Below are 21,085 nucleotides of genomic sequence, written 5' to 3'. Positions count from 1 at the left end.
CACCCTACAGGAGGAATAACAATGAAAAGCCTCGTTGACCATCTCAGTCAATACGCCGCCTACCACCGTGACCCGCGCAATATCGCCAGCCACTTTATCGGTATCCCGCTGATTGTAGTGGCCGTTACAGTGTTGCTGTCGCGGCCGCAATGGGGCGCAGGCTGGGTTTCGCCGGCGGTGCTGATCGCAATCGCATCGGCGTGGTTTTACCTGCGCCTGGAGGTGCGTCTTGGGGTGTTGATGACCGTGTTGCTCGGTCTTTGCATTTGGGCGGGTCACGTTCTCGCGCAGCAAAGTACGCTGGTCTGGCTGGCCAGCGGCATCGGGATGTTTGTGGTGGGATGGGCGATTCAGTTTGTCGGCCATCATTACGAGGGACGCAAACCGGCGTTTGTCGATGACGTGACGGGGTTGATTGTCGGGCCGTTGTTTGTGGTGGTCGAGTTGGCGTTTTTGCTCGGGTTGCGGCATGAGCTGAAAGAGCAGATCGAGACGCGGGTGGGGGGGGTGCGTTTGCGTCAGAAAAACGCAGCAACGTAAGACGCCTTCGCGGGCAAGCCTCGCTCCTACAGGATTGTATGTACGACACAAATCACTGTAGGAGCGAGGCTTGCCCGCGAAGCTTTTAAAGGTTGGCGACTTTCTGCCAGACCTTGGGCTTGAAGAACAACGTCTCCCCCTTCGCCAAGCCAACCAGGCTGTCGTGATCCTTCACCACTTCCGCTTCGATCAGCTCGCTCTGGCCTTCGACCTTCAACGTCACCCGCGTCGTCGCGCCCAGCGGACGAATATCGCGCACTTCAGCCGCGTGGTGATCTTCCAGTTCATGCCGCGACAGCGACACTTCGTGCGGCCGGAACAGCACGTGCCGGTCTTCACCCAAATGCAGACGGTTCGAATCGCCGAGGAAGTGATAAACGAAATCGCTGGCCGGGTTTTCGTAGACGTCGCCCGGTGAGCCAATCTGCTCGATCACGCCCTTGTTCATCACCACGATACGGTCGGCGACTTCCATCGCTTCTTCCTGGTCGTGGGTCACGAATACCGAGGTCAGGTTGATGTCTTCGTGCAGACGTGCGAGCCAGCGACGCAGCTCCTTGCGGACCTTGGCGTCGAGCGCGCCGAAGGGTTCGTCGAGCAGCAAAACTTTCGGCTCCACCGCCAAGGCACGGGCCAACGCGATGCGCTGACGCTGGCCACCAGAGAGTTGTTCCGGGTAGCGATCGGCCAACCAATCCAGCTGCACCATGTTCAGCAGTTCGTGGACTTTCACCGCGATCTGGCTTTCATTCGGACGCTGGTTTTTCGGCTTCATACGCAGGCCGAACGCGACGTTATCGAACACCGTCATGTGGCGGAACAGGGCGTAGTGCTGGAACACGAAACCGACATTTCGATCACGCACGTCGTGGCCGGAAACGTCTTCGCCATGGAACACGATGTTGCCCTGATCCGGGGTTTCCAGGCCGGCGATGATTCGCAGCAACGTGGTTTTGCCGCAGCCGGACGGCCCCAGCAGCGCCACCAGCTCGCCGCTTTGAATGTCCAGGCTGATGTTGTCCAGCGCCTTGAACGCGTGAAAGTTCTTGCTGACGTTACGCACTTCGATCGACATGACTTATTCCTCCGCGGCGCTGGCGCGCAGGCGGTTAATACGGTTTTCGCTCCACTGCTTGAGCAGCAGGATGAAGAGCGCCAGGATCAGCAACAGGCTCGCCACGGCGAACGCGGCCACGTGGTTGTATTCGTTGTAGAGGATCTCGACGTGCAGCGGCAGGGTGTTGGTCACCCCGCGAATGTGCCCGGAAACCACCGACACCGCACCGAACTCACCCATGGCCCGGGCCGTACACAGCACCACGCCATAGATCAGGCCCCATTTGATATTGGGAACGGTGACGTGCCAGAACATCTGCCAGCCATTGGCGCCAAGCAGACGCGCGGCCTCTTCTTCCTGAGTGCCTTGTTCCTGCATCAGCGGAATCAATTCACGGGCCACGAACGGCACGGTGACGAAAATCGTCGCCAACACGATGCCCGGCAAGGCGAACACGATCTGGATGTCGTGATCCTGCAACCACGGGCCGAACAGCCCCTGAGCGCCGAACATCAACACGTAGACCAGACCGGCAATCACCGGCGACACCGAGAAAGGCAGGTCGATCAGGGTCACCAGCATGCTCTTGCCGCGGAACGAGTATTTGCTCACGCACCACGCCGCGCTGACACCGAACACCAGGTTCAACGGCACCGAAATCAGCACGGCGATCACGGTGAGTTTCAACGCCGACAAGGCGTCTGGCTCGAAGATCGCGGTGAAGAATGCACCCAGGCCCAGCTTCAGGCCCTGGGACACCACGATGAACAACGGCAATAACAAAAACAGTGTGAAGACCAGCCAGCCGAGGCCGATGAGGATTCGCCGCGACGTGGCACTGCCACGGCGGGAGGCGTTCGAGGAGGCAGCTGCAATAGACGATTGGGACATGATTCGCGCCTCCTTATGGGGTTTCGATGCGCCGCTGCAGCAAGTTGATCAGCAGCAACAGGACAAAGGAAACCACCAGCATCAGTACACCAATGGAGGTGGCGCCGGTGTAATCGTACTGGTCGAGCTTGACCATGATCAGCAGCGGCAGAATTTCGGTTTTCATCGGCATGTTGCCGGCGATGAAAATCACCGAACCATACTCGCCGACCCCGCGGGCAAAGGCCAAAGCAAACCCTGTCAGCCAGGCTGGCAACAGCGCGGGCACCAGAATATGGCGAAAAACCTGTAACGGTTTCGCCCCGAGGCAAGCCGCCGCTTCCTCCACTTCACGCGGGATATCAGCCAGTACAGGCTGTACCGTACGTACTACGAATGGAAGCGTCACAAAAGTCAGCGCCAGCGTGATGCCGAGGGGGGTGTAGGCGATCTTGAAACCCAGGTCCGCCGCGAACTGACCCACCAGACCAGTAGGGGTATACAGCGCGGTCAGCGCGATACCGGCCACCGCGGTGGGCAAAGCAAAGGGCAGGTCGATCATCGCGTCGATGACTTTGCGTCCCGGGAACGTGTAGCGCACCAGCACCCAGGCCAGCAGCGTGCCGATGATGCCGTTGATGATCGCGGCATAAAGCGCGGTGCCGAAGCTCAGCTTCAGTGCCGCCAGCACCCGTGGCGCCGAGATGATGGCCCAGAACTGATCCCAGGTAAGTTGAGCGGCATGCACGAACATCGCCGCCAGTGGAATGAGCACAATCAGGCTGAGGTACACCAAGGTGTAACCCAGCGTCAGCCCGAAGCCGGGTATGACAGGGGAGATACGACGTGACATAAAAGTCCTTGGTTGAAAATGCGCTAAGCCCCGACGGTGAAATTGGGGCCTGTTGGCTAATGCCCGTCAGTTAAGATGCGAAACCTGTGGGATCGCCGCACCGCCGCTCCCACATGGATTGCACTTAACTGACCAGTATTTTCAGATTACTGCGCCTGATAAATCTGGTCGAACACGCCGCCGTCATTGAAGAATTTCGGTTGCGCGGTTTTCCAGCCACCGAAGTCCTTGTCGATAGTCACCAGCTCCAGTGTCGGGAACTGCTTGGCGTATTTGGCGGCCACCTCTTTGTCACGTGGACGATAGAAGTTTTTCGCTGCGATTTCCTGGCCGGCCGGGCTGTACAGGTGCTTGAGGTACGCCTCGGCGATGTCGGTGTTGCCCTTTTTCTCGGCATTCTTGTCGACCACGGCCACCGGTGGTTCGGCCAGGATCGACAGCGAAGGCACGACGATGTCGAATTTGTCGGCGCCGCCGTCTTCTTTCAACGCCAGGAAGGCTTCGTTTTCCCAGGCCAGCAACACATCGCCCTGACCGTTGTTGACGAAGGTGATGGTCGAACCACGAGCACCGGTGTCCAGCACAGGTACGTGCTTGAACAGGGTCTGCACGTACTCTTTGGCCTTGGCTTCGTTACCGCCGTTGGCTTTCAGGCCATAGGCCCAGGCCGCGAGGAAGTTCCAGCGTGCGCCGCCGGAGGTTTTCGGGTTCGGGGTGATGACTTCCACGCCGTTCTTGGTCAGGTCGCCCCAGTCCTTGATGCCTTTCGGATTGCCTTTGCGCACCAGGAACACGATGGTCGAGGTGTAAGGCGTGCTCGCCTCCGGCAGACGCTTCTGCCAGTCGACCGGGAGGCTCTTGCCGAGTTTGGCGACTTCATCGATGTCACCGGCCAGGGCCAGGGTCACCACGTCGGCCCGCAGACCGTCGATCACCGCCCGGCCCTGCTTGCCCGAACCACCGTGGGACTGCTGGATTTTCACATTGTCGCCAGCGTGGTCTTTTTTCCAGAAGTTGATGAACTCGGCGTTGTACTCCTGGTACAGCTCACGGGTCGGGTCATACGACACGTTGAGCAGTTCGTAATCCTTGGCAACCGCGGAACCAGCAAAAAGGGCACTGGCCAGGGCGGCCAAAGCAAAATGACGAATCGACGACATGGTGAAAGCTCCTGGAATTCTTGGTGTATTGGCTTTTTCTTATGGTCTGGAACGGGTTGCCTGTTCGAAGATCGCAGCCTTTACATCAGTCTCCCGCAGGAGCTGCCGAAGGCTCGGGCCGCGTTCGGACGATCTTCTGATCTTTCGCCTCAGCCCGGTTTATTGCCCGGCTGCTGCAAACGGAACTTCTCTTTGCGTTCGATCTGAACCACTTGGGCGTTATGCACGGTGATTTCCACCGCGCCAAAACGCAGATCGCGCAAGGCGCTCTGGATCTCCCGCAAAATGGTGGCTTCGTCCTGCCCGTCAACACTACGTAGGGATGCGCTCATGGTGCTGCTCCTTTAATGAGATATGCCTGGCAGTGACGGGCACTGCTTACGGCGTAGGGGCAATAGTAGATAGGCACTGATATTCTTAAAAAGACTATTTAAGAATTTTTATATAACCAAAAAATATTATTTGGCGGGAGCAAGGAGTTGCGGAGGTCGCTACTTTCAAGGGCACACAAAAAGCAGATCACATCCAATCGTTAGTCGCCTGACGCAAACGTCCCCGGCCTGCATTACGCTCGCTCAACTTGGCACTGACGCCCCAGGCATCGAGACAAACATGCCCGCACAATGAAGATCAGCCCGGCGCTGAACAACACCCAGACAGAACCGTTGATCAGTTGCCAGCGCAGCAGGTCGGTAAACCATCGAAAAACCTGCTCAATAAATAGCCACTAAACTGGAGCAAGGCTACGGAAAGGCACCACGTAGAGCAGCGCCGCACGCAAGGCATCGCGATACAGGCTGACATTAGAGCCATCCATATCCCTACAAAAAAGACTGGAACTATAAATTAAAGAAACATCCAGCCATTCTTATCTGAAAGGGCGGCTGGTTTTATCTGTGAGCTTAGTGATAATGCGATGGCTGTTTTTTCTTTTTCGAGGGTTATATAGGCTATGTGGTACGAAGGTTTTCTTGGCTTATCACCCTGGTCACTGGTGGCAGTCACCCTGCTGATGACCCACGTGACGATCGTCGGTGTCACAGTCTATTTGCATCGCTATTCAGCCCATCGCTCGCTCGAGCTCAATGCCGGCCTGAAACATTTTTTCCGCTTCTGGCTGTGGTTGACCACCGCACAGAACACCCGCGAGTGGACGGCTATCCACCGCAAGCATCACGCCAAATGCGAAACCGTCGATGACCCGCACAGCCCGGTCATCAAGGGATTGTCCACCGTTCTGCGCAAAGGCGCCGAGCTGTACCGCGCTGAAGCGGAGAACCCTGAAACCCTGCGCATCTACGGTAAGAACTGCCCCGAAGACTGGATCGAACGCAACCTCTACAGCCGCTTTCCACTACTGGGCGTGGCGATCATGGGCATCATCGACCTGCTGCTGTTCGGCACCATTGGCATCACCATCTGGGCCATCCAGATGATGTGGATCCCGGTATGGGCTGCCGGCGTAGTCAATGGCCTGGGCCATGCCATCGGCTACCGCAACTTCGAATGCCGTGATGCGGCGACCAATCTGGTGCCCTGGGGCATCCTGATCGGCGGCGAAGAACTGCATAACAACCATCACACTTACCCTAACTCGGCCAAACTGTCGGTGAAGAAGTGGGAGTTCGACCTCGGCTGGGCCTGGATCCAGGTCTTCAGCTTCCTGCGTCTGGCCAAAGTCCAGCGGGTCGCGCCCATCGCTCACCGTGTCGAAGGCAAAGGCAGCCTGGACATGGACACTGCCATGGCGATCCTCAACAACCGCTTCCAGATCATGGCCCAGTACCGCAAGCTGGTGATCGCGCCGCTGGTCAAGCAAGAGCTGGAAAAGGTCGATCATTCGGTCCGCCACCAGTTCCACCGGGCCAAGCGTTTGCTGTCGCGGGAAACCAGTCTGCTGGACGACAAACATCACGTGCGCATCCAGACCATGCTCGAGCACAGCCAAGCGCTGAAAGTCATTTACGAAAAACGTCTGGCCTTGCAGCAGATCTGGGTCAAGACCAGCTCAAATGGCCACGACATGCTGGCCGCCATCAAGGATTGGGTGCACGAGGCCGAGGCCAGCGGGATTCAATCCCTGCGCGACTTCGCCGACCAGTTGAAAACCTACTCCCTGCGCCCCGCCAACGCCTGATCCTCTAGCGAGGGCTTGCCCTTGCTGAGTGGTTAGCCTGTGATAAGGGCCTGCCTGTGGCGAGGGAGCTTGCTCCCGCTCGGCTGCCCAGCAGGCGCAAAACCTGACGACGCGTTTCATCTATAAAAACGCGTCGTCAATTCAAGCAGCCATACCGCTCAGCAGGTCCCCTTCCCCCAACGCGGGAACTTCGTTCCAAATCCCCTATCTCAAAGACACTTCGCCATTCAGGCGGGCTTCATTCTGGCCGCTGTCGATATAGCGGCACGCCCTTTGAGATTTGTGCCGATGGTCAATAAAAATCTACAGGACACATCCCTTCCCCAGTGGCCAGAAGCTGCGCAAACGCTGATGGCGCTGATGCATGCCCAAGGTGAAGTGGCGCGTCTGAGCGAACGCGAACAGCTGTTCAGCTCGCTGCTGGTCAGCGTTAACGCCATGCTTTGGGCGTTCAACTGGGAAACCCGTCAGGTGCTTTACGTCAGCCCGGCCTATGAGCGGATTTTCGGCCGTCCCGCCAATCTGTTGCTGTCCGATTACAAATACTGGCGCGACAGTATCCATGCCGACGATCTGGACTACGCCGAACGCAGCCTGACGCAGGTGCTGGTCAAAGGCGCCGTTGAAGACCGCGAATATCGCATCATCGCCGCCGATGGCCAGGTGCGCTGGCTTAGCGACAAGTGTTTCATCAACCGTCAGGCCGAACCGGGCCAACCGGTGATCATCGTAGGCATTGCCGAAGACATTACCGAAAAGAAGCAGATGGAAACCGAACTGCAACGCCTGGCCAGTACCGATGCATTGACCCAAAGCAGTAACCGCCGACACTTCTTCGAATGCGCCCATCGCGAATTCGAGCAGGCGCGGTTGAACGGTACGCCGATGGCGTTCCTGCTACTGGATATCGATGACTTCAAAGTGGTCAATGACAGCTACGGTCATCAGGAAGGCGATAAGGTGCTGCAACGCATCGCCGAGAGCGGTCGCGCGGCTCTGCGGCGTGGTGATCTGTTCGGACGGATTGGCGGTGAGGAATTCGCAGCGGTGTTTCCCGGCTGTGTCCCGGACATGGCCATACAAGTGGCCGAGCGCCTGCAACGGGAGATTCAGCGGTTGAGCTTCAGCCACGATGACCAGACATTCGGTATTACCGTTAGCCAGGGCCTGAGTAGCCTTACCGCCGAGGATGAAAGCGTCGACAGCCTGTTCGCCCGCGCCGATGCGGCGATGTACCAAGCCAAGCGCGAGGGCAAGAACCGCATAATCTCTGGCTGATTTGATTTGTTGCGAAGGGACGCGGAGCGTCCCGGGCGGCATTCCCATGCAGAGCGTGGGAACGATCTATTTGCAAAAAGCCTATTTTTTGCGCAAACGCATCAACTCCGGCAATCCGATCTTGAGCAATCGCGCCGTGCGGCTCTTGGACAACGCCTCGATTCCCTCATGCTCAGTCAGGCGCGCCAGTTGCGCGGCCATGTTCATCACCAGCGCTTCACGTGAGTAAACCCCGCCACCGAGCTGGTACACCGCCGCAATCAGCTCTCGCAGCTCCAGCGGCAGGCGCCAGCGGGTCCGTAGCGCCGAACCGTAGCCCGCGCCGAATTCAGCCAGGGCATCGCCGACCTCTTCCCACTCATCCAGCTCTCCGCCAGCTTGCTTCCACTCCTGCAAACAGCGCAGCAAGGCCAGATCGCCGAGGCGATGCAGCATGCCTGCGCAATAACAGCGCGCCTGATCCAGATCCAGCAAACGCGCCAGCATCCGCGCGTATTCGGCGGTGTGGAGGGACAACTCCCAATAACGCTCGGCATAGTCCGCCAGCTGCGGGTCACTGAGCCGGGCACTGCGCTTGAGGGCAAGCCCCAGAATCAGGTTCATGCTTTGCCCGGCACCCAGGCGGTGCAGCGCCTGAGCCAGGGTTTGCACGGCGACGCCATGATGCTGCGCTGCGCTGTTCGCAGCGGCGATCAGGACAGCGGTAACGTGCGGATCAGTACGGACTTCGTCTTCCAGTACTGTCAGATCGAGGCCATCGGGATTAAGGCTACGTTTGATCGCCACCTGCACATCGGTCATCAACGGCGCACCGTCCGCCAGCTCACGACGCCGTTCCAGGTATACCGACAAGGTCATGCCAGGCGCCAATGACGGCACCTCGCACGACACCTCTTCACCAGGGTTCAGCAGCACATCCTGCAGACGCTGAGTCAGGTTTTCCATGTTCAACGGTTTGCTCAGGTACGCCGTGGGCGCCAGGGGTAAGGCTTCGCGCACGCTGGCGCTGTCGTTGCGGCTGCTCATCAGGATGAAGGGCAACGGTGGATTACGTTTGCGCTGACGAACATTGCGCAAGACATTCAGGCCATCGACGCCAGGCAACGCCCAATCGACGATCAGCAGATCGTAGGGATTTTCCGCCAACAGGTGCAGTGCCTCCTGGCCATCGGCACACAGGTCCAGCCGCGCGTCGCAGCGCACATTCAACAATACTTGCTTGAGCAGGTCGCGGGACCAAGGGTCGGCCTCGGCAATCAGCACACGCGGTACAGCGGGTAACACTACAGCAGTCATCGCACACTCCATCGGCAATGCTTGCACCTTAGTCAATGATGGCCATTCGATACAACTCAATTGCCCCTGATGTGTTTCAAGCATCATAAAAAAACCCGCCGAAGCGGGTTTTTTGTCGATCAGGTCACAAATGCATCAGAGCTCGGCGAAGCACTCTTCGATAATTGCCAAGCCTTTGTCCAGTTGCTCGTCCGGCGAAGTCAGCGGTACCAGCACGCGCAGAACGTTGCCATAGGTGCCGCACGACAGCAGGATCAGGCCCTTGTCGCGCGCCTTGGCCACCACCGATGCCACGGCAGCAGCGTTCGGCTTGTGGCTGTCGCCGTCGACGAACAGCTCGACCGCGATCATCGCGCCCAGGGCACGTACCTCGCCAATGATCGGGTACTTGGCCTGGATGGCCTTCAGGCCAGTCACCAGACGCTCGCCAACTGCTTTGCAGCGATCCAGCAGGTGCTCTTCTTCGAACACTTCCATCACAGCCAAAGCCGCGGCGCAAGCAATCGGGCTACCGGCGTAGGTGCCGCCCAAGCCGCCCGGAGCGATAGCGTCCATGTATTCAGCCTTGCCGCAGACACCGGCCAACGGGAAGCCGCCAGCAATGGATTTGGCAAAGGTGGTCAGGTCGGCGGCAACGCCCATCTGTTCCATGGCGAAGAAAGTGCCGGTACGGCCAGCGCCCGTCTGCACTTCGTCAGCGATCAACAGAATGCCGTGCTGGTCGCACAGGGCGCGCAGACGCTTCATGAACTCTTTAGGCGCGACGTAGAAACCACCTTCGCCCTGAACCGGCTCGATGATGATGGCAGCGATGTCACGCGGCTCAGCGTCGTTCTTGAAGATGCGTTCGATGCTGGCAATCGAATCGTCGATGCTCACACCGTGCAGTTCGTTCGGGTACAGCGCGCGGAAGATGCCGCCTGGCATCAGGCCCATGCCGGCCGAGTAAGGCACGACTTTACCGGTCAAGCCCAAGGTCATCATGGTGCGACCGTGGTAAGCGCCGGTGAACGCGATCACGCCGGCACGACCCGTAGCGGCGCGGGCGATCTTGATGGAGTTTTCCACGGCTTCGGAGCCGGTGGTCACCAGTAGGGTTTTCTTGGCGAAATCACCTGGCACCTTGGCGTTGATTTTTTCGCACAGCTCCACGTACGGCTCGTAGGCCAGGACCTGGAAGCAGGTATGGGTCAGTTTGTTCAGCTGCGCAGTCACGGCCGCGATGACTTTCGGGTGTAGGTGACCGGTGTTCAACACGGCGATACCGCCGGCGAAGTCGATGAACTCGCGACCTTCAACGTCGGTCACGGTGGCATTCTTCGCGGACTCGGCGAAGATCGGGTGAATCTGGCCAACACCGCGCGGTACAGCGGCTTCGCGGCGTTTCATCAGGGATGCGTTAGTCTTGCTCATAGTGTCCTCATTCGCCGCTCATCGGGCGGCGTGGCTCAAGGAAAATGCGGCGGGGAGGCAACTACGGCAGCATGCGATGATCGACTGCCACAGCGTTCCCGGCCACAGAGAAAATTCCGTTTGAAGCGTCGCAAAGGGACAGCGCTCTCGTGCCCTTTGCGCTTGAAGCAATGCCTTGCCGGACTCAGATCCCCAGGCAGAGGTATTTGATTTCCAGGTAATCTTCAATGCCGTACTTGGAGCCTTCACGGCCCAGGCCCGAGGCCTTGATGCCGCCAAACGGCGCGACTTCGTTGGAGATCAACCCGGTGTTGACGCCGACCATGCCGTATTCCAGGGCTTCAGCCACACGGAACACACGGCCCAGGTCGCGAGCATAGAAGTACGAGGCCAGACCGAACTCGGTGTCGTTGGACATCGCGATCACGTCGGCTTCGTCTTTGAAGCGGAACAGTGGCGCCAATGGACCGAAGGTTTCTTCCTTGGCCACCGCAGCGTTATTCGGCACGTTGGTCAGGATGGTCGGCTCGAAGAAGTTGCCTTGCATGCTCTTGCCACCCGCCAGCACGGTAGCGCCTTTGCTCACGGCGTCAGCAATGTGCTCTTGCACCTTGGCCACGGCTTTTTCGTCGATCAGCGGGCCAGTGGTGGTGCCGTCTTCCAGACCGTTACCGATCTTGAGTTTGGCCACGGCCACTTTCAGTTTTTCGGCGAACGCGTCGTAGACCGAATCCTGAATGTACAGGCGGTTGGCGCAGACGCAGGTCTGGCCGTTGTTGCGGTACTTGGAAATGATCGCGCCTTCGACAGCCTTATCCAGGTCCGCGTCGTCGAACACGATGAACGGCGCGTTGCCGCCCAGTTCCAGCGAGACTTTCTTGATGTCCTTGGCGCACTCGGTCATCAACTGACGACCGATTTCGGTCGAACCGGTGAACGACAGTTTGCGCACGATCGGGTTGCCGGTCAGCTCGCTGCCAATGTCGCCGGCGCTGCCAGTCACAACACTGAACACACCGTTCGGAATACCGGCACGCTGAGCCAGTTCAGCCAGGGCGAATGCAGAGAACGGAGTTTGCGAAGCAGGCTTGAGCACCATGGTGCAACCAGCGGCCAGAGCCGGGCCGGCTTTACGGGTGATCATCGCGGCCGGGAAGTTCCACGGAGTAATCGCAGCGGTCACGCCGATCGGCTGCTTGATCACGATCAGGCGCTTGTCTGGCTGGTGGCCCGGAATCACGTCACCGTAAACGCGCTTGGCTTCTTCAGCGAACCACTCGATGAAGGAAGCGGCGTAAACGATCTCGCCCTTGGCTTCAGCCAATGGCTTGCCTTGCTCCAGAGTCATCAGGCGAGCCAGGTCGTCTTGGCTCTCGATGATCAGCTCGAACCAGCGACGCAGCTTGTTCGCACGCTCCTTGGCGGTCAGTGCACGCCAGGCCGGCAGCGCTTTATCTGCGGCTTCGATCGCACGACGGGTTTCGGCAGCGCCCATTTTCGGCACGGTGCCCAGAATTTCGCCCGTTGCCGGGTTATTGACCTTGATTGTCTGACCGTTGTCCGCATCGACCCAAGCGCCATCGATAAAGGCTTGCTGGCGGAACAACTGGGTGTCTTTAAGCTGCATGTCGGCTTTCCTTAACAGCACCGCGGCACGCGCGGAGCGAATTATGATTATAGAAAGGCGCCTTATAGGCTGCCGTCAGGGAAATCATTCACCGGGCTGAAGCACATAAATAGCGCACGGAACGAACTCGTGCGGTTCAGCACCCAGACAAGAGCGTTTGAAATCTCAAACGAATCCTAGGATCAAAGGGGGTAAAGGACAATAGGCTGTTCGAAAAAAAGAACAAAAACGCCGCATTTGCCTATTTTTTCAGATCAGCGTAGCAAACGCAGGTTACGCTTTCGAAAAGCACAGACGATTCAGCAGCATGGACGCCCGCAGCGCATATGAGTATCATGGCGCCCGCATTGCACCAGTAGCTCAGCTGGATAGAGTACTGCCCTCCGAAGGCAGTGGTCGTGGGTTCGAATCCCGCCTGGTGCACCATCTTCTTTCCCTTGTATTACAAGGGGATAGCGCTCCTGACTGAAACCTGTCAGCTGGAAGAGTTGTTCAGCTGCTGAAGCTCAAGTTGCTTGGCAGCACTGGCTTCGAGGTTTGCACGCTCTTCATCCAGATACCGATATATGCTTTGGAAGTTGGCGATTTTCTGTTTGATTTCTGCCATCTTCTTTTCGATTAGCTTAGCGCCGTCAGCACAATCGATCAGCTTGTTCCGCTGCGCATCCAGAATCTCGCCTATTTCCCCCAGGGAAAACCCCATGCTTTGCGCGCGCTGGATAAAGTCCAGATCCTGCAGAGTTTGCGCTGTGTAAACACGATAGTTGTTAGTTCCCCGCAGCGGTGAGATCAGGCCGATTTGCTCGTAATAACGCAACGTATGGCGGCTGGCGCCGCTGCGGGCCTCGAGTTCGCCGATTTTCATGAAAACACCACTTGACTATAGAGTTGGGTCGATAGTTTACGCTTGATTTCTCACCTTAACTAAGAGCAGGGAAATGAGCGTGGAGTGCTTTGTCACGGGGGGTACCGGCTTCATCGGTCAACATTTGGTGGCGTACCTGAGTGCAAAAGGTCACACCATTCGGGTGTTGATGCGTCACCCAGAGCGACTAGCTGCACTGCGGGAGCAAGTCGACAATTTGGGAGGGAGCGCAACCCGGGTATTTGCCGTAGCTGGCGATCTGGAACGGGACAACCTCGGGCTGAGCCTTGCTGACCGAGAAGTGCTAAGGCACGCCAGAGTCATATTCCACCTAGGCGCCCACTTCGCTTGGGGGCTTTCAGTGGAGCATTCTCGTGCGGTGAATGTAGAAGGGGCAAAGCGCGTGGCGCTGTTGGCGGCTGAGCAAAAAAGCCGGTTAGTGATGATCGGCGGCTACATGCTGAAAAATTATGAACATCTGCAACGCGTCGGGATTGATCCTCATTATCCGGAGCTGACGAATTGGCCTGCCGTCTACCGACATGTCGGTGGTTACGAGGGGAGCAAGCTGGAGGCGCATTTTGCGACCCTGGAGGTCATGTCCGCCAAGGGCGGGGAGATTACCGTTGTCCACCCCGCGACGGTTTGTGGCCACAGCCGCACGGGGCATATCCTTGACGGTCAGCCGCTGGTGGAGCTGATACGCAACCTTGTGCAGGGAAAGCTGACTGCGGTGCCCGGTACCGCCGAGCACTGGCTGCCACTGGTCACCGTGGATTACCTGGTTGAGCTGGTGGCGGTTTGTGCTTTTGATCCTGCCATGGTGGGCCAGGAACTGCTGGCGCTTGATGACCAAACTCCCAACTTGCGAGAACTCCTGGTACAGGTGGCACAACCTTTGGGCTTAAAGTCTCCCAAGCATTACATTTCACTCCGATTGCTGAAGTTGCTACTGAGTATTCCTCCCGTCGCGCGGTTTTTGAATACAAAACCCGAAGCCTTGGACTTTATCCAGACCACTCGTTTTGATACAGCGGCGGTCGAGCAATTTGCCAACAGGCATGGAATAGCCAAACCGGATATACGCCAGTCTTTGCAGCACACTGCAACATTCGTCAACTCATATTGCATAGCGAAGGGCAAGGCCCACTGACCTCTCTTGGGGGCGACAAAGCCGTTAGCCCCGATTAAATGGACTTTCCTAAGGTAAGTAATGCGGATTCATCAACTTAGAAGTGCAACCATCGTGCTTGAAATCGGCCCTTGTCGACTCATTGTCGATCCTATGCTGGGAGAACAGGGTGCATAATCGCCTCTAGCTTGGGGGGTATGTCTAACTAACACTCAATCGCCTCAGCCATATGTTTGAGCACTACTTCACAGCGATGCATGGGAGTGAACGTCCACCTGATCCACCCTCTTTTTTCTGCCATTTCGTACTGGAACTTCAAGAAGGCCTACAGCATCCTACTGGGCGATCCAGCTTATGCCACAATAAATACTGGGGTTGGTGGGATCTTCGTATCCTCAAACTTTGCGCCGTCGATGTAGGGCGGCATTCTATCGAACGACAATTCAGCGACAGGGATCGTCATCAATGCAATCTACTTTCAGCAAAGGCGTCATATTTGCACTCTCCGCTGCGGCACTGAACGCAACGATCGGTGTACTCAGCAAAGTACTCATGAGTAATGGTTTCACCGCCAGCAGTGTCGCTGTCATCAAGACCGTACTGGGTTGCGTGCTTCTCTCGATCTTACTGTTTTTCCTCAAGCGCCCGGCGGCGTCGACCAAATGGACTCAGGCGGCTATCTGCGCATTCCTTGGCATCTTTGTGCTGTTCCATTTCGAAACGTCCGCCTATCGACACTACGCTGCGGCAGGTGTGGTGGTGGTGCTGATGGCCAGTGCCTCAATTTCCTCGATCATTCTGGGGCGCATTTTCCTCAAGGATGCCATCACCGCGAACGCTACCGTGGGCGCCGCACTGGCTATCGCTGGGATCTCGGTGATCTTCGGCGGCGACCTGCAGCAGGGCTTTACCCTGCAAGGTGCTGCGCTCGCCTCCATGGCCGGCTGCGGCTATGGGGCCTTTTCGGTTGCCATGAAGCGGATGGGGGTGTCGGGGGGGCTGCACTTCACCCGACAATTGTTGTTCTTTGGCAGCCTGTACCTGCTGATGCCGGCTGCGGCCGATGGTTTCGCGATCGGCGAGCTGTCGCCGCTGGCGATCGCCGCGCTGCTGGCACTGGCCACGCTGCCGACCATCCTGGGCTTCTTCTGCACCACCAAGGCCATTGAGTATCTCAAGCCATCCCAAGTGCAGGCGCTGGAGTTGACCGAGCCGCTGTTCGCCGCGCTGCTGGCGTTTGTGGCGCTCAATGAAGTACCGCGCGAAAGCCTGTACGCGGGGGCGGCACTGATCATCGTCGGCCTGTGTTTCTCCAATGAACTAATCCGCTTGGGCAGCAAAGCATCCGTCCCTTCGACCGAGTGAGCTATTTTCAAATCCTGATTACTTTAGCAATCAGTGGTTTTTAAGGGTTTTGAGCGACTGGCCGATTCTTGCCTGTCGCCACCGCTAGCTATGGACCAACTGCGGTCAGCCGTATCGGCACACAAACAAACCAAAACTCTGTTAGTGGTCGCCATGGGGCCAGAGCCAATGCAGAGGTCTGACCCAGAGACTCGCTACTATAGAGACCGGCCACTGATAGAATCGGACTGGTTATACATAAAACCCCTCTGAGAAATGGCATGAGCGCAGAATTGACGGAAGAAGAGATGCGCCGGGCGCTGTTCGGCGGTGCCGAGCCCCTTGCGCAGGTTAGTGCGTCACCTGTGCAAGATACGCTCTCGGATATCGTGATCATTGAGCCGGCAAAGGCAGCGGAGAAAAAGAAGGTCGCGAAAGCGTTTACGCCTAGGCTGAGAGTCACGCTGCGTGTGGGCAACGAATTTGAGGGTGAGACGCACGAGATGGTTCATGAAGCCGATACGCTGAGTACACTCCTGGCAGAGCAAGAAGCAACTAGGGCGGCCAGGAAGAAATTCAGGTTTGTCGAAGTAGTTTCGGTCAAGCCGACGTAGGGCGGGCCGATTTCACGAGGCTCGCTCACCCAGCATTGAGCCGTCTTCGATTTCGTGGCTAACCCGATCGACGTCTTGGGGGCGAAAGCGGCAAAGTCTAGCGGCGTGATGGATCTCCCCACCGCAGATAGTGAGCAAATGCCACAAATTTGCCACACTCACCCCGCTAACCGGGGCGAAAGCCCGCTAATTCGCGCTAACGAATTGATTTTAAACGTCTATTCTTATAACTCCGAAGGCAGGGGTCGTGAATTCGAATCCCGCCTGGGCACCATAATGTAGAACGAGAAAGCCTCAGGCCGCAGGGTCTGGGGCTTTTTTGTGGATGGTGTCTCAGGACGCACAGCCAGCTCGGGCAAATGCCGCAAAACTATTTTTTTCCTAGCGCGCTTCACGCTCTCCAGAATGCCTCCCCGAGGATTTAACCAAAGGGAACGCCATGCGTTTGATAAGGAATGCCGACAAGGGCCTCGAACAAACCGAAAGCCCCAGCACTGCCGCCCAATTGGTGAACGACGCACTGATGCGAGGTCGCCACAACATCGACGGACTCGCTGATTTTGGGAGCCATTCCCGTATCAGCAGCGACAGCGAGATTGTCGAAGCCGTCCGTAAGGGTGATTTGCTGTTGGTAAAGGATCGCTTTGCCAGTTCAGGCGGTGGCTTCATCGCGAGATCAGCGCCAGCGCCTGAACCGGTCTACATCCCCCCAAAAGATCCATGGCCACAGACCAAGCCTCGCGACGATCAGGTCTTTGCCAAATCCTGTACCCCCGATAACTGGTGTAGCACCGACGCCGGTACCGCCCCGGAGCCCGCTTCGAACTTCGGCAAGGTGATGGTGGCGGGCGCCATGCTTTTTCCGTCGGCCAGTACCGCCATAGCGACCGCACTCGGCGCCGATCTGGCACTAGGTCGCATGGCCGGTGGTGGCATCCTGCAACAGCGTCTCAATTGGGCAATACGCAGTACGGGCGGGCCAGCCAGTGTTTTCATACTGGGCATGCTCCCGACCAAGATGGGCGACGGCACGCTTCATACCGACACTCAGTTGCGCAGCATGCGCCCATGCACCTACCGGTGTGCGTTTTCAATTTCGTCATGATGCTGAGGGCGCATTACAGATCTACGGCATCCACACCACCGCATCAGGCGACGACACCGTACGCACGGTGCAGGCCAACTGGAACGCCGATAAAACCGCCATGGAAGCCAATCTCAATGGCATCACTATTCTATGGACGCCCCAGCGCGGGCCACTAGGAGAATTGCCGCCGCTGATCTATCCCGACAGTAGCGGAGAACAGCTCGGCACTATCCTGGTACACCCGATCCCGGAAAACACAGACAGTCAAATCGAAGGCCTCCCCGGTGAAGACATCACCACCGAGGACTGTATTCTGGTGTTTCCAGTGGACACTGGGTTGAAGTCGCTGTACGTGGTGTTTGCTCGGCCTATTGGCGGCGACTACAGCTACCATCCCGCCCCTAAAACTCTGACAGCCTTCCCAGACGCCACACGTGCAAAAAAAATGTCGAGCGTCCAAGGCGGAGGCAAAAAACGAAGTCGCTGGAAAGATCGCAAGGGCAGAATTTATGAATGGGATTATGAAAACGACAGAATTGAACTCTACGACAAGCAAGGTAAGCATTTGGGAGAGTTCAATCCCGATACGGGAGAACGTACAAAGGGTGCTGAACCAGGGCGAACCACATCAAAGTGATATCGGAGAGCAATAATGTTTTTAGAGATTACGGGCTTCCTGGCAGGCGACAACGAAGACGATTCGATCAAATTTGAGTTCGACGTAAGTCCTGAGTTTGAGCAAGCGGTTATGGACGTATTGGGTTGGGACAGCTTAGCGGCAGAAGCTAATGGCGAGCTTCCATTAACCGGCGAGCAGGTCCAACAATTAGAAATTGCGATCCAACAGTCATTACCGAAAGAATTGGAGCTATTCATCGGTGTACGGGCATAGCAGGGGCTAATAGCTGAAGTTCGACGAGGTGCGCACCCTCACCAGATCGATGCGCACCAGGTAGTGCACACCACCGAACAAATAGCGTATCTGCATTTGATCGCTGCCCACCCGGAGCAACTTCAATGGGCTACCTAGGCGACTCTTTCATTCAGTCGTCCAATCAAACTCGTCGTAGTCATCGTCCTCGATCTGGGAGAGTTCGACCCTGACACGGGAGAACGCACAAAGGACGCCGAGCCGGGCCGATTCACGCCAAAGTAATCTTGAGAGGAACCCGAAAAATGCAGCATGAGATTCTTGCATTCGACAAGAAAACCGAACAACTGGCATTCAGTATCGAGATACCTGCCGACCAGTTCGATATGTTAGCGGAGCTCATGGCCTGGAGTGAGCCAGAGGATGCGATCTATGAATACGAACTATCGTCTGAGCAGGTAAGTCGCCTTGAAAGCATGACTGGCAAGACCTTCGGCAGTCCGGATTATATTTTTCAGTTGTCTTGTAGTGCTTAAGCCGGGAAATGCGGCGTTTTTCAAGGTAGTTGTCGCGTCAACCGTCTAACTATGCTGCTCTTTTCTCGACCTGTTGCTCTCGATCCGGGTTCAACAGCACGGTGCCGATTGGCTCCAGTTACGCGTTCGACCCGACCACCGTTCCGGCTTATTCTCTTTGGCTCGTTGGTACAGCTCATGTCGCCGGGCCAAGACTTGATGGTCCAGTCCTCAATGCCTCTCAGCCGGTGTGACGAACCGGATACGGCTATGCCGGTGTTTGTGGTTGTATCGGTGCATGAAATCCCTCACCCAAGCTCGTGCCGCGTACCTACCGGTGCAATCGATTACTAAGGAAGTGATATGGCCAAAATGTGGATGATTCGTGGCGAGTCTGGCCGGTTATACGACGATTTTCGTGAACGCGGTGTCGCCGCCATTGGATGGTCACAACTCGCGCCGCTGGCCAAACCTGGTATGACGCGCAAGGAAGTCACTCGCCTCTACCAAGATATTGAACCCAATATCAAACCAGGCACTGCAATTTCAGGCGCCTCGCAGGTATGGCGCTTTATCAATGAAATTCAGCCCGGTGATTGGGTGGTGACATATTCACCCGCCAATCGCACTTATTTGGTGGGCAAAATCACCGGCGACTTCAAACACAATCCTGATCTCGCCGACCTTGGAATGTCACTGACCCGCCCAGTTCAATGGCTGGCTCAAGAAGTGGATCGCGACAGCCTGAGTTCTGCCAGCAAGAATAGTCTCGGCTCCACACTTACAGTCTTTGTCGTACCTGACTTTGCGCTCCAGGAATTGAAAGCGATGGCGGCTGGAGACAAGCCACCCGCGTTACCAACCGTTGAAGAGGAATACCCCGACAGCGATCCTCTGGCGGGCATGGAAAGTCTGGCTCTCGAACGCATCAAGGACCTTATCAACGCATTGCCTTGGGATGATATGCAGGACTTGGTCGCAGGTATCTTGCGTGCGATGGGCTACAAGACCCAGGTCTCCCCTGCTGGCCCTGATCGTGGAAAAGACATCATTGCGTCGCCGGATGGATTCGGGTTTGAAAACCCGCGGATTATCGTTGAAGTCAAACACCGCAAAGACCAGATGGGCAGTCAACAAATCCGTAGTTTTCTTGGAGGTCGGCATAAGGATGATCGTGGGCTTTATGTCAGCACAGGTGGATTCAGTAAGGATGCCTACTACGAAGCAGAACGGGCCAGTGTGCCGCTGACGCTTTGGACGCTGGATAACCTCGTACGCGCGTTGATTGAACACTATGGGCAGACGGATTCGGAAACCAAGAGATTGATTCCACTGAAGCTGACCTACTTGCCACTCTAGTCGAGAGGGCCCATGACAACGGAATGAGCTATTGACTGACGGTGAGCCGGCTGAAGGGGCAGTTGTAAACTAAAAGTTGACTACTGCCGCAGACGGGCCTCCGGTTGATTGACGAGAAAATTCTGACGACTCTCGGAAATCGCTCGTACAAAACTCAGCATGAATGTCGATTGTTACTTTTATCGTCGGCTAGACGCATGAGGTCTGCGGAGGTTGCAGGAGATCAGCCTGCACGATACCCTTCCGCCGTCGCTGCCAATTCAGCGGCCGGGCTTGGTAACCCGAGAGTTAAGCGCAACAGCGCCCCCATTAGATTTGCAGGCGTTTTTTTATGCCCGCAATTTTGAGTTATGGCGGCTGTGCGTGGGACGTCTTCGGGCGTGCCGGATTCCTTGACTCCCGGTTTACCAACCTGCGCACAGCTGCCACCCATTCGCTTGGTAACGAAAAAGTGGCAGTTCCTCGTCAAGGAGCTAGACCATGCGCAATATAAATCCGTACGAAATTAGGCTTATCCCTCACCGCGATTTCGAATCGTGCCCCACCGCACCTCCGTTAATGGAGGTGACAAATGACTGAACACTCAGAAGCAAAAACCATCGGTTTCACACCCTGCCTTTACTGTGCAGACGATCCGCTGTTTCGTGTCAGCGCTGGGGTGCCTATTAGCGAATAGCGGCAACTCACCCTTGAAATGCGCCCCGACTTTTCGGGGCGTCCAAAACTTCCAGATGTGAACGCGTGGTCGCGTCAGAGCTTGGCGCAAGTATCCAGATAATCAGTGACGGCCTGTTCAAATGCATTTCGAAGCTCCTGTACCGACTCGCCATGAAACCCAACGACATCTCTAATACCAGCGATATGGCCGACAAACAGTCCGTCTTCTTCGCTGTATTCAATTCGGGCTGCGTAGCCTTTGTAATTCATTACGTTCATGGGGTGACTCCTGCTTGTTCAAGGAAATCCCGAGCATCACGAACCTGGCAGGGCTTTGCTTCCTTGTCCAGGCGGTCGGTGAAAGGTGGTTCGCCTTGATGGCAAGTTCAAACAGCGCTTCTTTCAATGGC

At 56.8% G+C, this 21,085-nt stretch carries 21 protein-coding genes, 1 tRNA gene and 4 pseudogenes; 13 read left to right on the top strand and 13 right to left on the bottom strand.

What is annotated here, in order from left to right:
* The first annotated feature begins 21 nt into the window (after positions 1 to 21).
* Positions 22 to 540, top strand: a complete 519-nt coding sequence (locus tag LOY56_RS00905; protein WP_258618835.1) for a DUF962 domain-containing protein — start codon at positions 22 to 24, stop codon at positions 538 to 540.
* An 85-nt stretch (positions 541 to 625) separates the two neighbouring features.
* Here LOY56_RS00905 and LOY56_RS00900 read toward each other — a convergent pair whose 3' ends face one another.
* The 6 genes and pseudogenes from LOY56_RS00900 to LOY56_RS00875 form a co-directional block, all read right to left on the bottom strand.
* Complete coding sequence (locus LOY56_RS00900; protein WP_123357244.1) at positions 626 to 1,615, bottom strand: sulfate/molybdate ABC transporter ATP-binding protein; 990 nt, start codon at positions 1,613 to 1,615, stop codon at positions 626 to 628.
* Positions 1,616 to 1,618: 3 nt separating this feature from the next.
* The gene (gene cysW, locus LOY56_RS00895) at positions 1,619 to 2,488 is read right to left on the bottom strand and encodes a sulfate ABC transporter permease subunit CysW (protein WP_258618834.1); all 870 of its coding nucleotides are present in this window, start codon (positions 2,486 to 2,488) and stop codon (positions 1,619 to 1,621) included.
* A gap of 13 nt (positions 2,489 to 2,501) precedes the next feature.
* On the bottom strand, positions 2,502 to 3,320 hold the full coding sequence (gene cysT / locus LOY56_RS00890) for a sulfate ABC transporter permease subunit CysT (RefSeq protein WP_033058556.1): 819 nt from the start codon (positions 3,318 to 3,320) through the stop codon (positions 2,502 to 2,504).
* 146 nt (positions 3,321 to 3,466) lie between these two features.
* Positions 3,467 to 4,480 (bottom strand): sulfate ABC transporter substrate-binding protein, encoded by a 1,014-nt coding sequence (locus LOY56_RS00885; protein WP_258618823.1) that lies wholly within the window; start codon positions 4,478 to 4,480, stop codon positions 3,467 to 3,469.
* Positions 4,481 to 4,629: 149 nt separating this feature from the next.
* A complete protein-coding gene (gene oscA, locus LOY56_RS00880) occupies positions 4,630 to 4,812 on the bottom strand; it encodes a sulfur starvation response protein OscA (protein ID WP_007975618.1) in 183 nt (60 codons plus the stop codon).
* 205 nt (positions 4,813 to 5,017) lie between these two features.
* A pseudogene (locus tag LOY56_RS00875) lies at positions 5,018 to 5,297 on the bottom strand (GGDEF domain-containing protein); the annotation flags it as partial.
* A 135-nt stretch (positions 5,298 to 5,432) separates the two neighbouring features.
* Between LOY56_RS00875 and desA the strand changes: the two are divergent.
* Together desA and LOY56_RS00865 are read left to right on the top strand one after the other, a co-directional pair.
* Positions 5,433 to 6,617, top strand: coding sequence for a delta-9 fatty acid desaturase DesA (desA, locus tag LOY56_RS00870; protein ID WP_258618818.1), 1,185 nt, complete (start codon positions 5,433 to 5,435; stop codon positions 6,615 to 6,617).
* A gap of 288 nt (positions 6,618 to 6,905) precedes the next feature.
* Positions 6,906 to 7,895 (top strand): sensor domain-containing diguanylate cyclase, encoded by a 990-nt coding sequence (locus LOY56_RS00865; protein WP_258618816.1) that lies wholly within the window; start codon positions 6,906 to 6,908, stop codon positions 7,893 to 7,895.
* 81 nt (positions 7,896 to 7,976) lie between these two features.
* Here the strand turns inward: LOY56_RS00865 and LOY56_RS00860 are convergent, their stop codons facing one another.
* The 3 genes from LOY56_RS00860 to gabD all read right to left on the bottom strand — a co-directional run bounded on the left by LOY56_RS00860 (position 7,977) and on the right by gabD (position 12,231).
* On the bottom strand, positions 7,977 to 9,191 hold the full coding sequence (locus LOY56_RS00860) for a response regulator (RefSeq protein WP_258618813.1): 1,215 nt from the start codon (positions 9,189 to 9,191) through the stop codon (positions 7,977 to 7,979).
* 135 nt (positions 9,192 to 9,326) lie between these two features.
* Positions 9,327 to 10,604 carry a 4-aminobutyrate--2-oxoglutarate transaminase gene (gene gabT / locus LOY56_RS00855; protein ID WP_258618810.1) on the bottom strand — a complete coding sequence of 426 codons (1,278 nt, stop codon included), beginning with the start codon at positions 10,602 to 10,604 and terminating at the stop codon, positions 9,327 to 9,329.
* Positions 10,605 to 10,788: 184 nt separating this feature from the next.
* Positions 10,789 to 12,231 (bottom strand): NADP-dependent succinate-semialdehyde dehydrogenase, encoded by a 1,443-nt coding sequence (gabD, locus tag LOY56_RS00850; protein ID WP_258618798.1) that lies wholly within the window; start codon positions 12,229 to 12,231, stop codon positions 10,789 to 10,791.
* Positions 12,232 to 12,580: 349 nt separating this feature from the next.
* Here gabD and LOY56_RS00845 point away from each other — a divergent pair.
* Positions 12,581 to 12,657 (top strand) — tRNA-Arg (locus LOY56_RS00845).
* A gap of 49 nt (positions 12,658 to 12,706) precedes the next feature.
* Here the strand turns inward: LOY56_RS00845 and LOY56_RS00840 are convergent.
* Positions 12,707 to 13,096, bottom strand: coding sequence for a MerR family transcriptional regulator (locus LOY56_RS00840; protein WP_258618797.1), 390 nt, complete (start codon positions 13,094 to 13,096; stop codon positions 12,707 to 12,709).
* A 73-nt stretch (positions 13,097 to 13,169) separates the two neighbouring features.
* Between LOY56_RS00840 and LOY56_RS00835 the strand changes: the two genes are divergently transcribed.
* The 7 genes from LOY56_RS00835 to LOY56_RS00805 all read left to right on the top strand — a co-directional run bounded on the left by LOY56_RS00835 (position 13,170) and on the right by LOY56_RS00805 (position 18,680).
* Positions 13,170 to 14,249, top strand: a complete 1,080-nt coding sequence (locus tag LOY56_RS00835; RefSeq protein WP_258618795.1) for an SDR family oxidoreductase — start codon at positions 13,170 to 13,172, stop codon at positions 14,247 to 14,249.
* Positions 14,250 to 14,693: 444 nt separating this feature from the next.
* Positions 14,694 to 15,593, top strand: coding sequence for a DMT family transporter (locus LOY56_RS00830; protein ID WP_258618794.1), 900 nt, complete (start codon positions 14,694 to 14,696; stop codon positions 15,591 to 15,593).
* Between the two features lie 260 nt (positions 15,594 to 15,853).
* On the top strand, positions 15,854 to 16,186 hold the full coding sequence (locus LOY56_RS00825; protein WP_258618792.1) for a hypothetical protein: 333 nt from the start codon (positions 15,854 to 15,856) through the stop codon (positions 16,184 to 16,186).
* A gap of 439 nt (positions 16,187 to 16,625) precedes the next feature.
* Positions 16,626 to 17,291: a hypothetical protein gene (locus LOY56_RS00820; RefSeq protein WP_258618791.1), complete on the top strand. Its 666-nt coding sequence runs from the start codon at positions 16,626 to 16,628 to the stop codon at positions 17,289 to 17,291.
* Complete coding sequence (locus tag LOY56_RS00815) at positions 17,269 to 17,910, top strand: colicin E3/pyocin S6 family cytotoxin (RefSeq protein WP_258618790.1); 642 nt, start codon at positions 17,269 to 17,271, stop codon at positions 17,908 to 17,910. Before LOY56_RS00820 ends, LOY56_RS00815 begins: the two co-directional genes overlap by 23 nt.
* Before the next feature lie 15 nt (positions 17,911 to 17,925).
* Positions 17,926 to 18,165 carry a pyocin S6 family toxin immunity protein gene (locus tag LOY56_RS00810; RefSeq protein WP_258618787.1) on the top strand — a complete coding sequence of 80 codons (240 nt, stop codon included), beginning with the start codon at positions 17,926 to 17,928 and terminating at the stop codon, positions 18,163 to 18,165.
* A gap of 284 nt (positions 18,166 to 18,449) precedes the next feature.
* Positions 18,450 to 18,680, top strand: coding sequence for a hypothetical protein (locus tag LOY56_RS00805; RefSeq protein WP_258618785.1), 231 nt, complete (start codon positions 18,450 to 18,452; stop codon positions 18,678 to 18,680).
* A gap of 49 nt (positions 18,681 to 18,729) precedes the next feature.
* Here the strand turns inward: LOY56_RS00805 and LOY56_RS00800 are convergent.
* Positions 18,730 to 18,986: pseudogene (locus tag LOY56_RS00800) on the bottom strand (IS3 family transposase); the annotation flags it as partial.
* Positions 18,987 to 19,022: 36 nt separating this feature from the next.
* Here LOY56_RS00800 and LOY56_RS00795 point away from each other — a divergent pair.
* Together LOY56_RS00795 and LOY56_RS00790 are read left to right on the top strand one after the other, a co-directional pair.
* Positions 19,023 to 20,018, top strand: coding sequence for a restriction endonuclease (locus LOY56_RS00795; protein ID WP_258618784.1), 996 nt, complete (start codon positions 19,023 to 19,025; stop codon positions 20,016 to 20,018).
* 571 nt (positions 20,019 to 20,589) lie between these two features.
* Positions 20,590 to 20,694 carry a DUF3077 domain-containing protein gene (locus LOY56_RS00790; protein WP_258618782.1) on the top strand — a complete coding sequence of 35 codons (105 nt, stop codon included), beginning with the start codon at positions 20,590 to 20,592 and terminating at the stop codon, positions 20,692 to 20,694.
* A gap of 77 nt (positions 20,695 to 20,771) precedes the next feature.
* On the opposite strand, the pseudogene LOY56_RS00785 reads toward LOY56_RS00790, so the two are convergent.
* A pseudogene (locus LOY56_RS00785) lies at positions 20,772 to 20,954 on the bottom strand (type II toxin-antitoxin system HicB family antitoxin); the annotation flags it as partial.
* Positions 20,951 to 21,041: pseudogene (locus LOY56_RS26875) on the bottom strand (type II toxin-antitoxin system HicA family toxin); the annotation flags it as partial. The pseudogenes LOY56_RS00785 and LOY56_RS26875, both read right to left, overlap by 4 nt.
* Positions 21,042 to 21,085 lie beyond the last annotated feature (44 nt).

It is taken from the genome of Pseudomonas sp. B21-048 (genome assembly GCF_024748615.1).
Taxonomy (GTDB): domain Bacteria; phylum Pseudomonadota; class Gammaproteobacteria; order Pseudomonadales; family Pseudomonadaceae; genus Aquipseudomonas.
The sequence above is the reverse complement of the archived record's forward strand: the minus strand, read 5'-3'. Positions and strand labels throughout refer to the sequence as shown.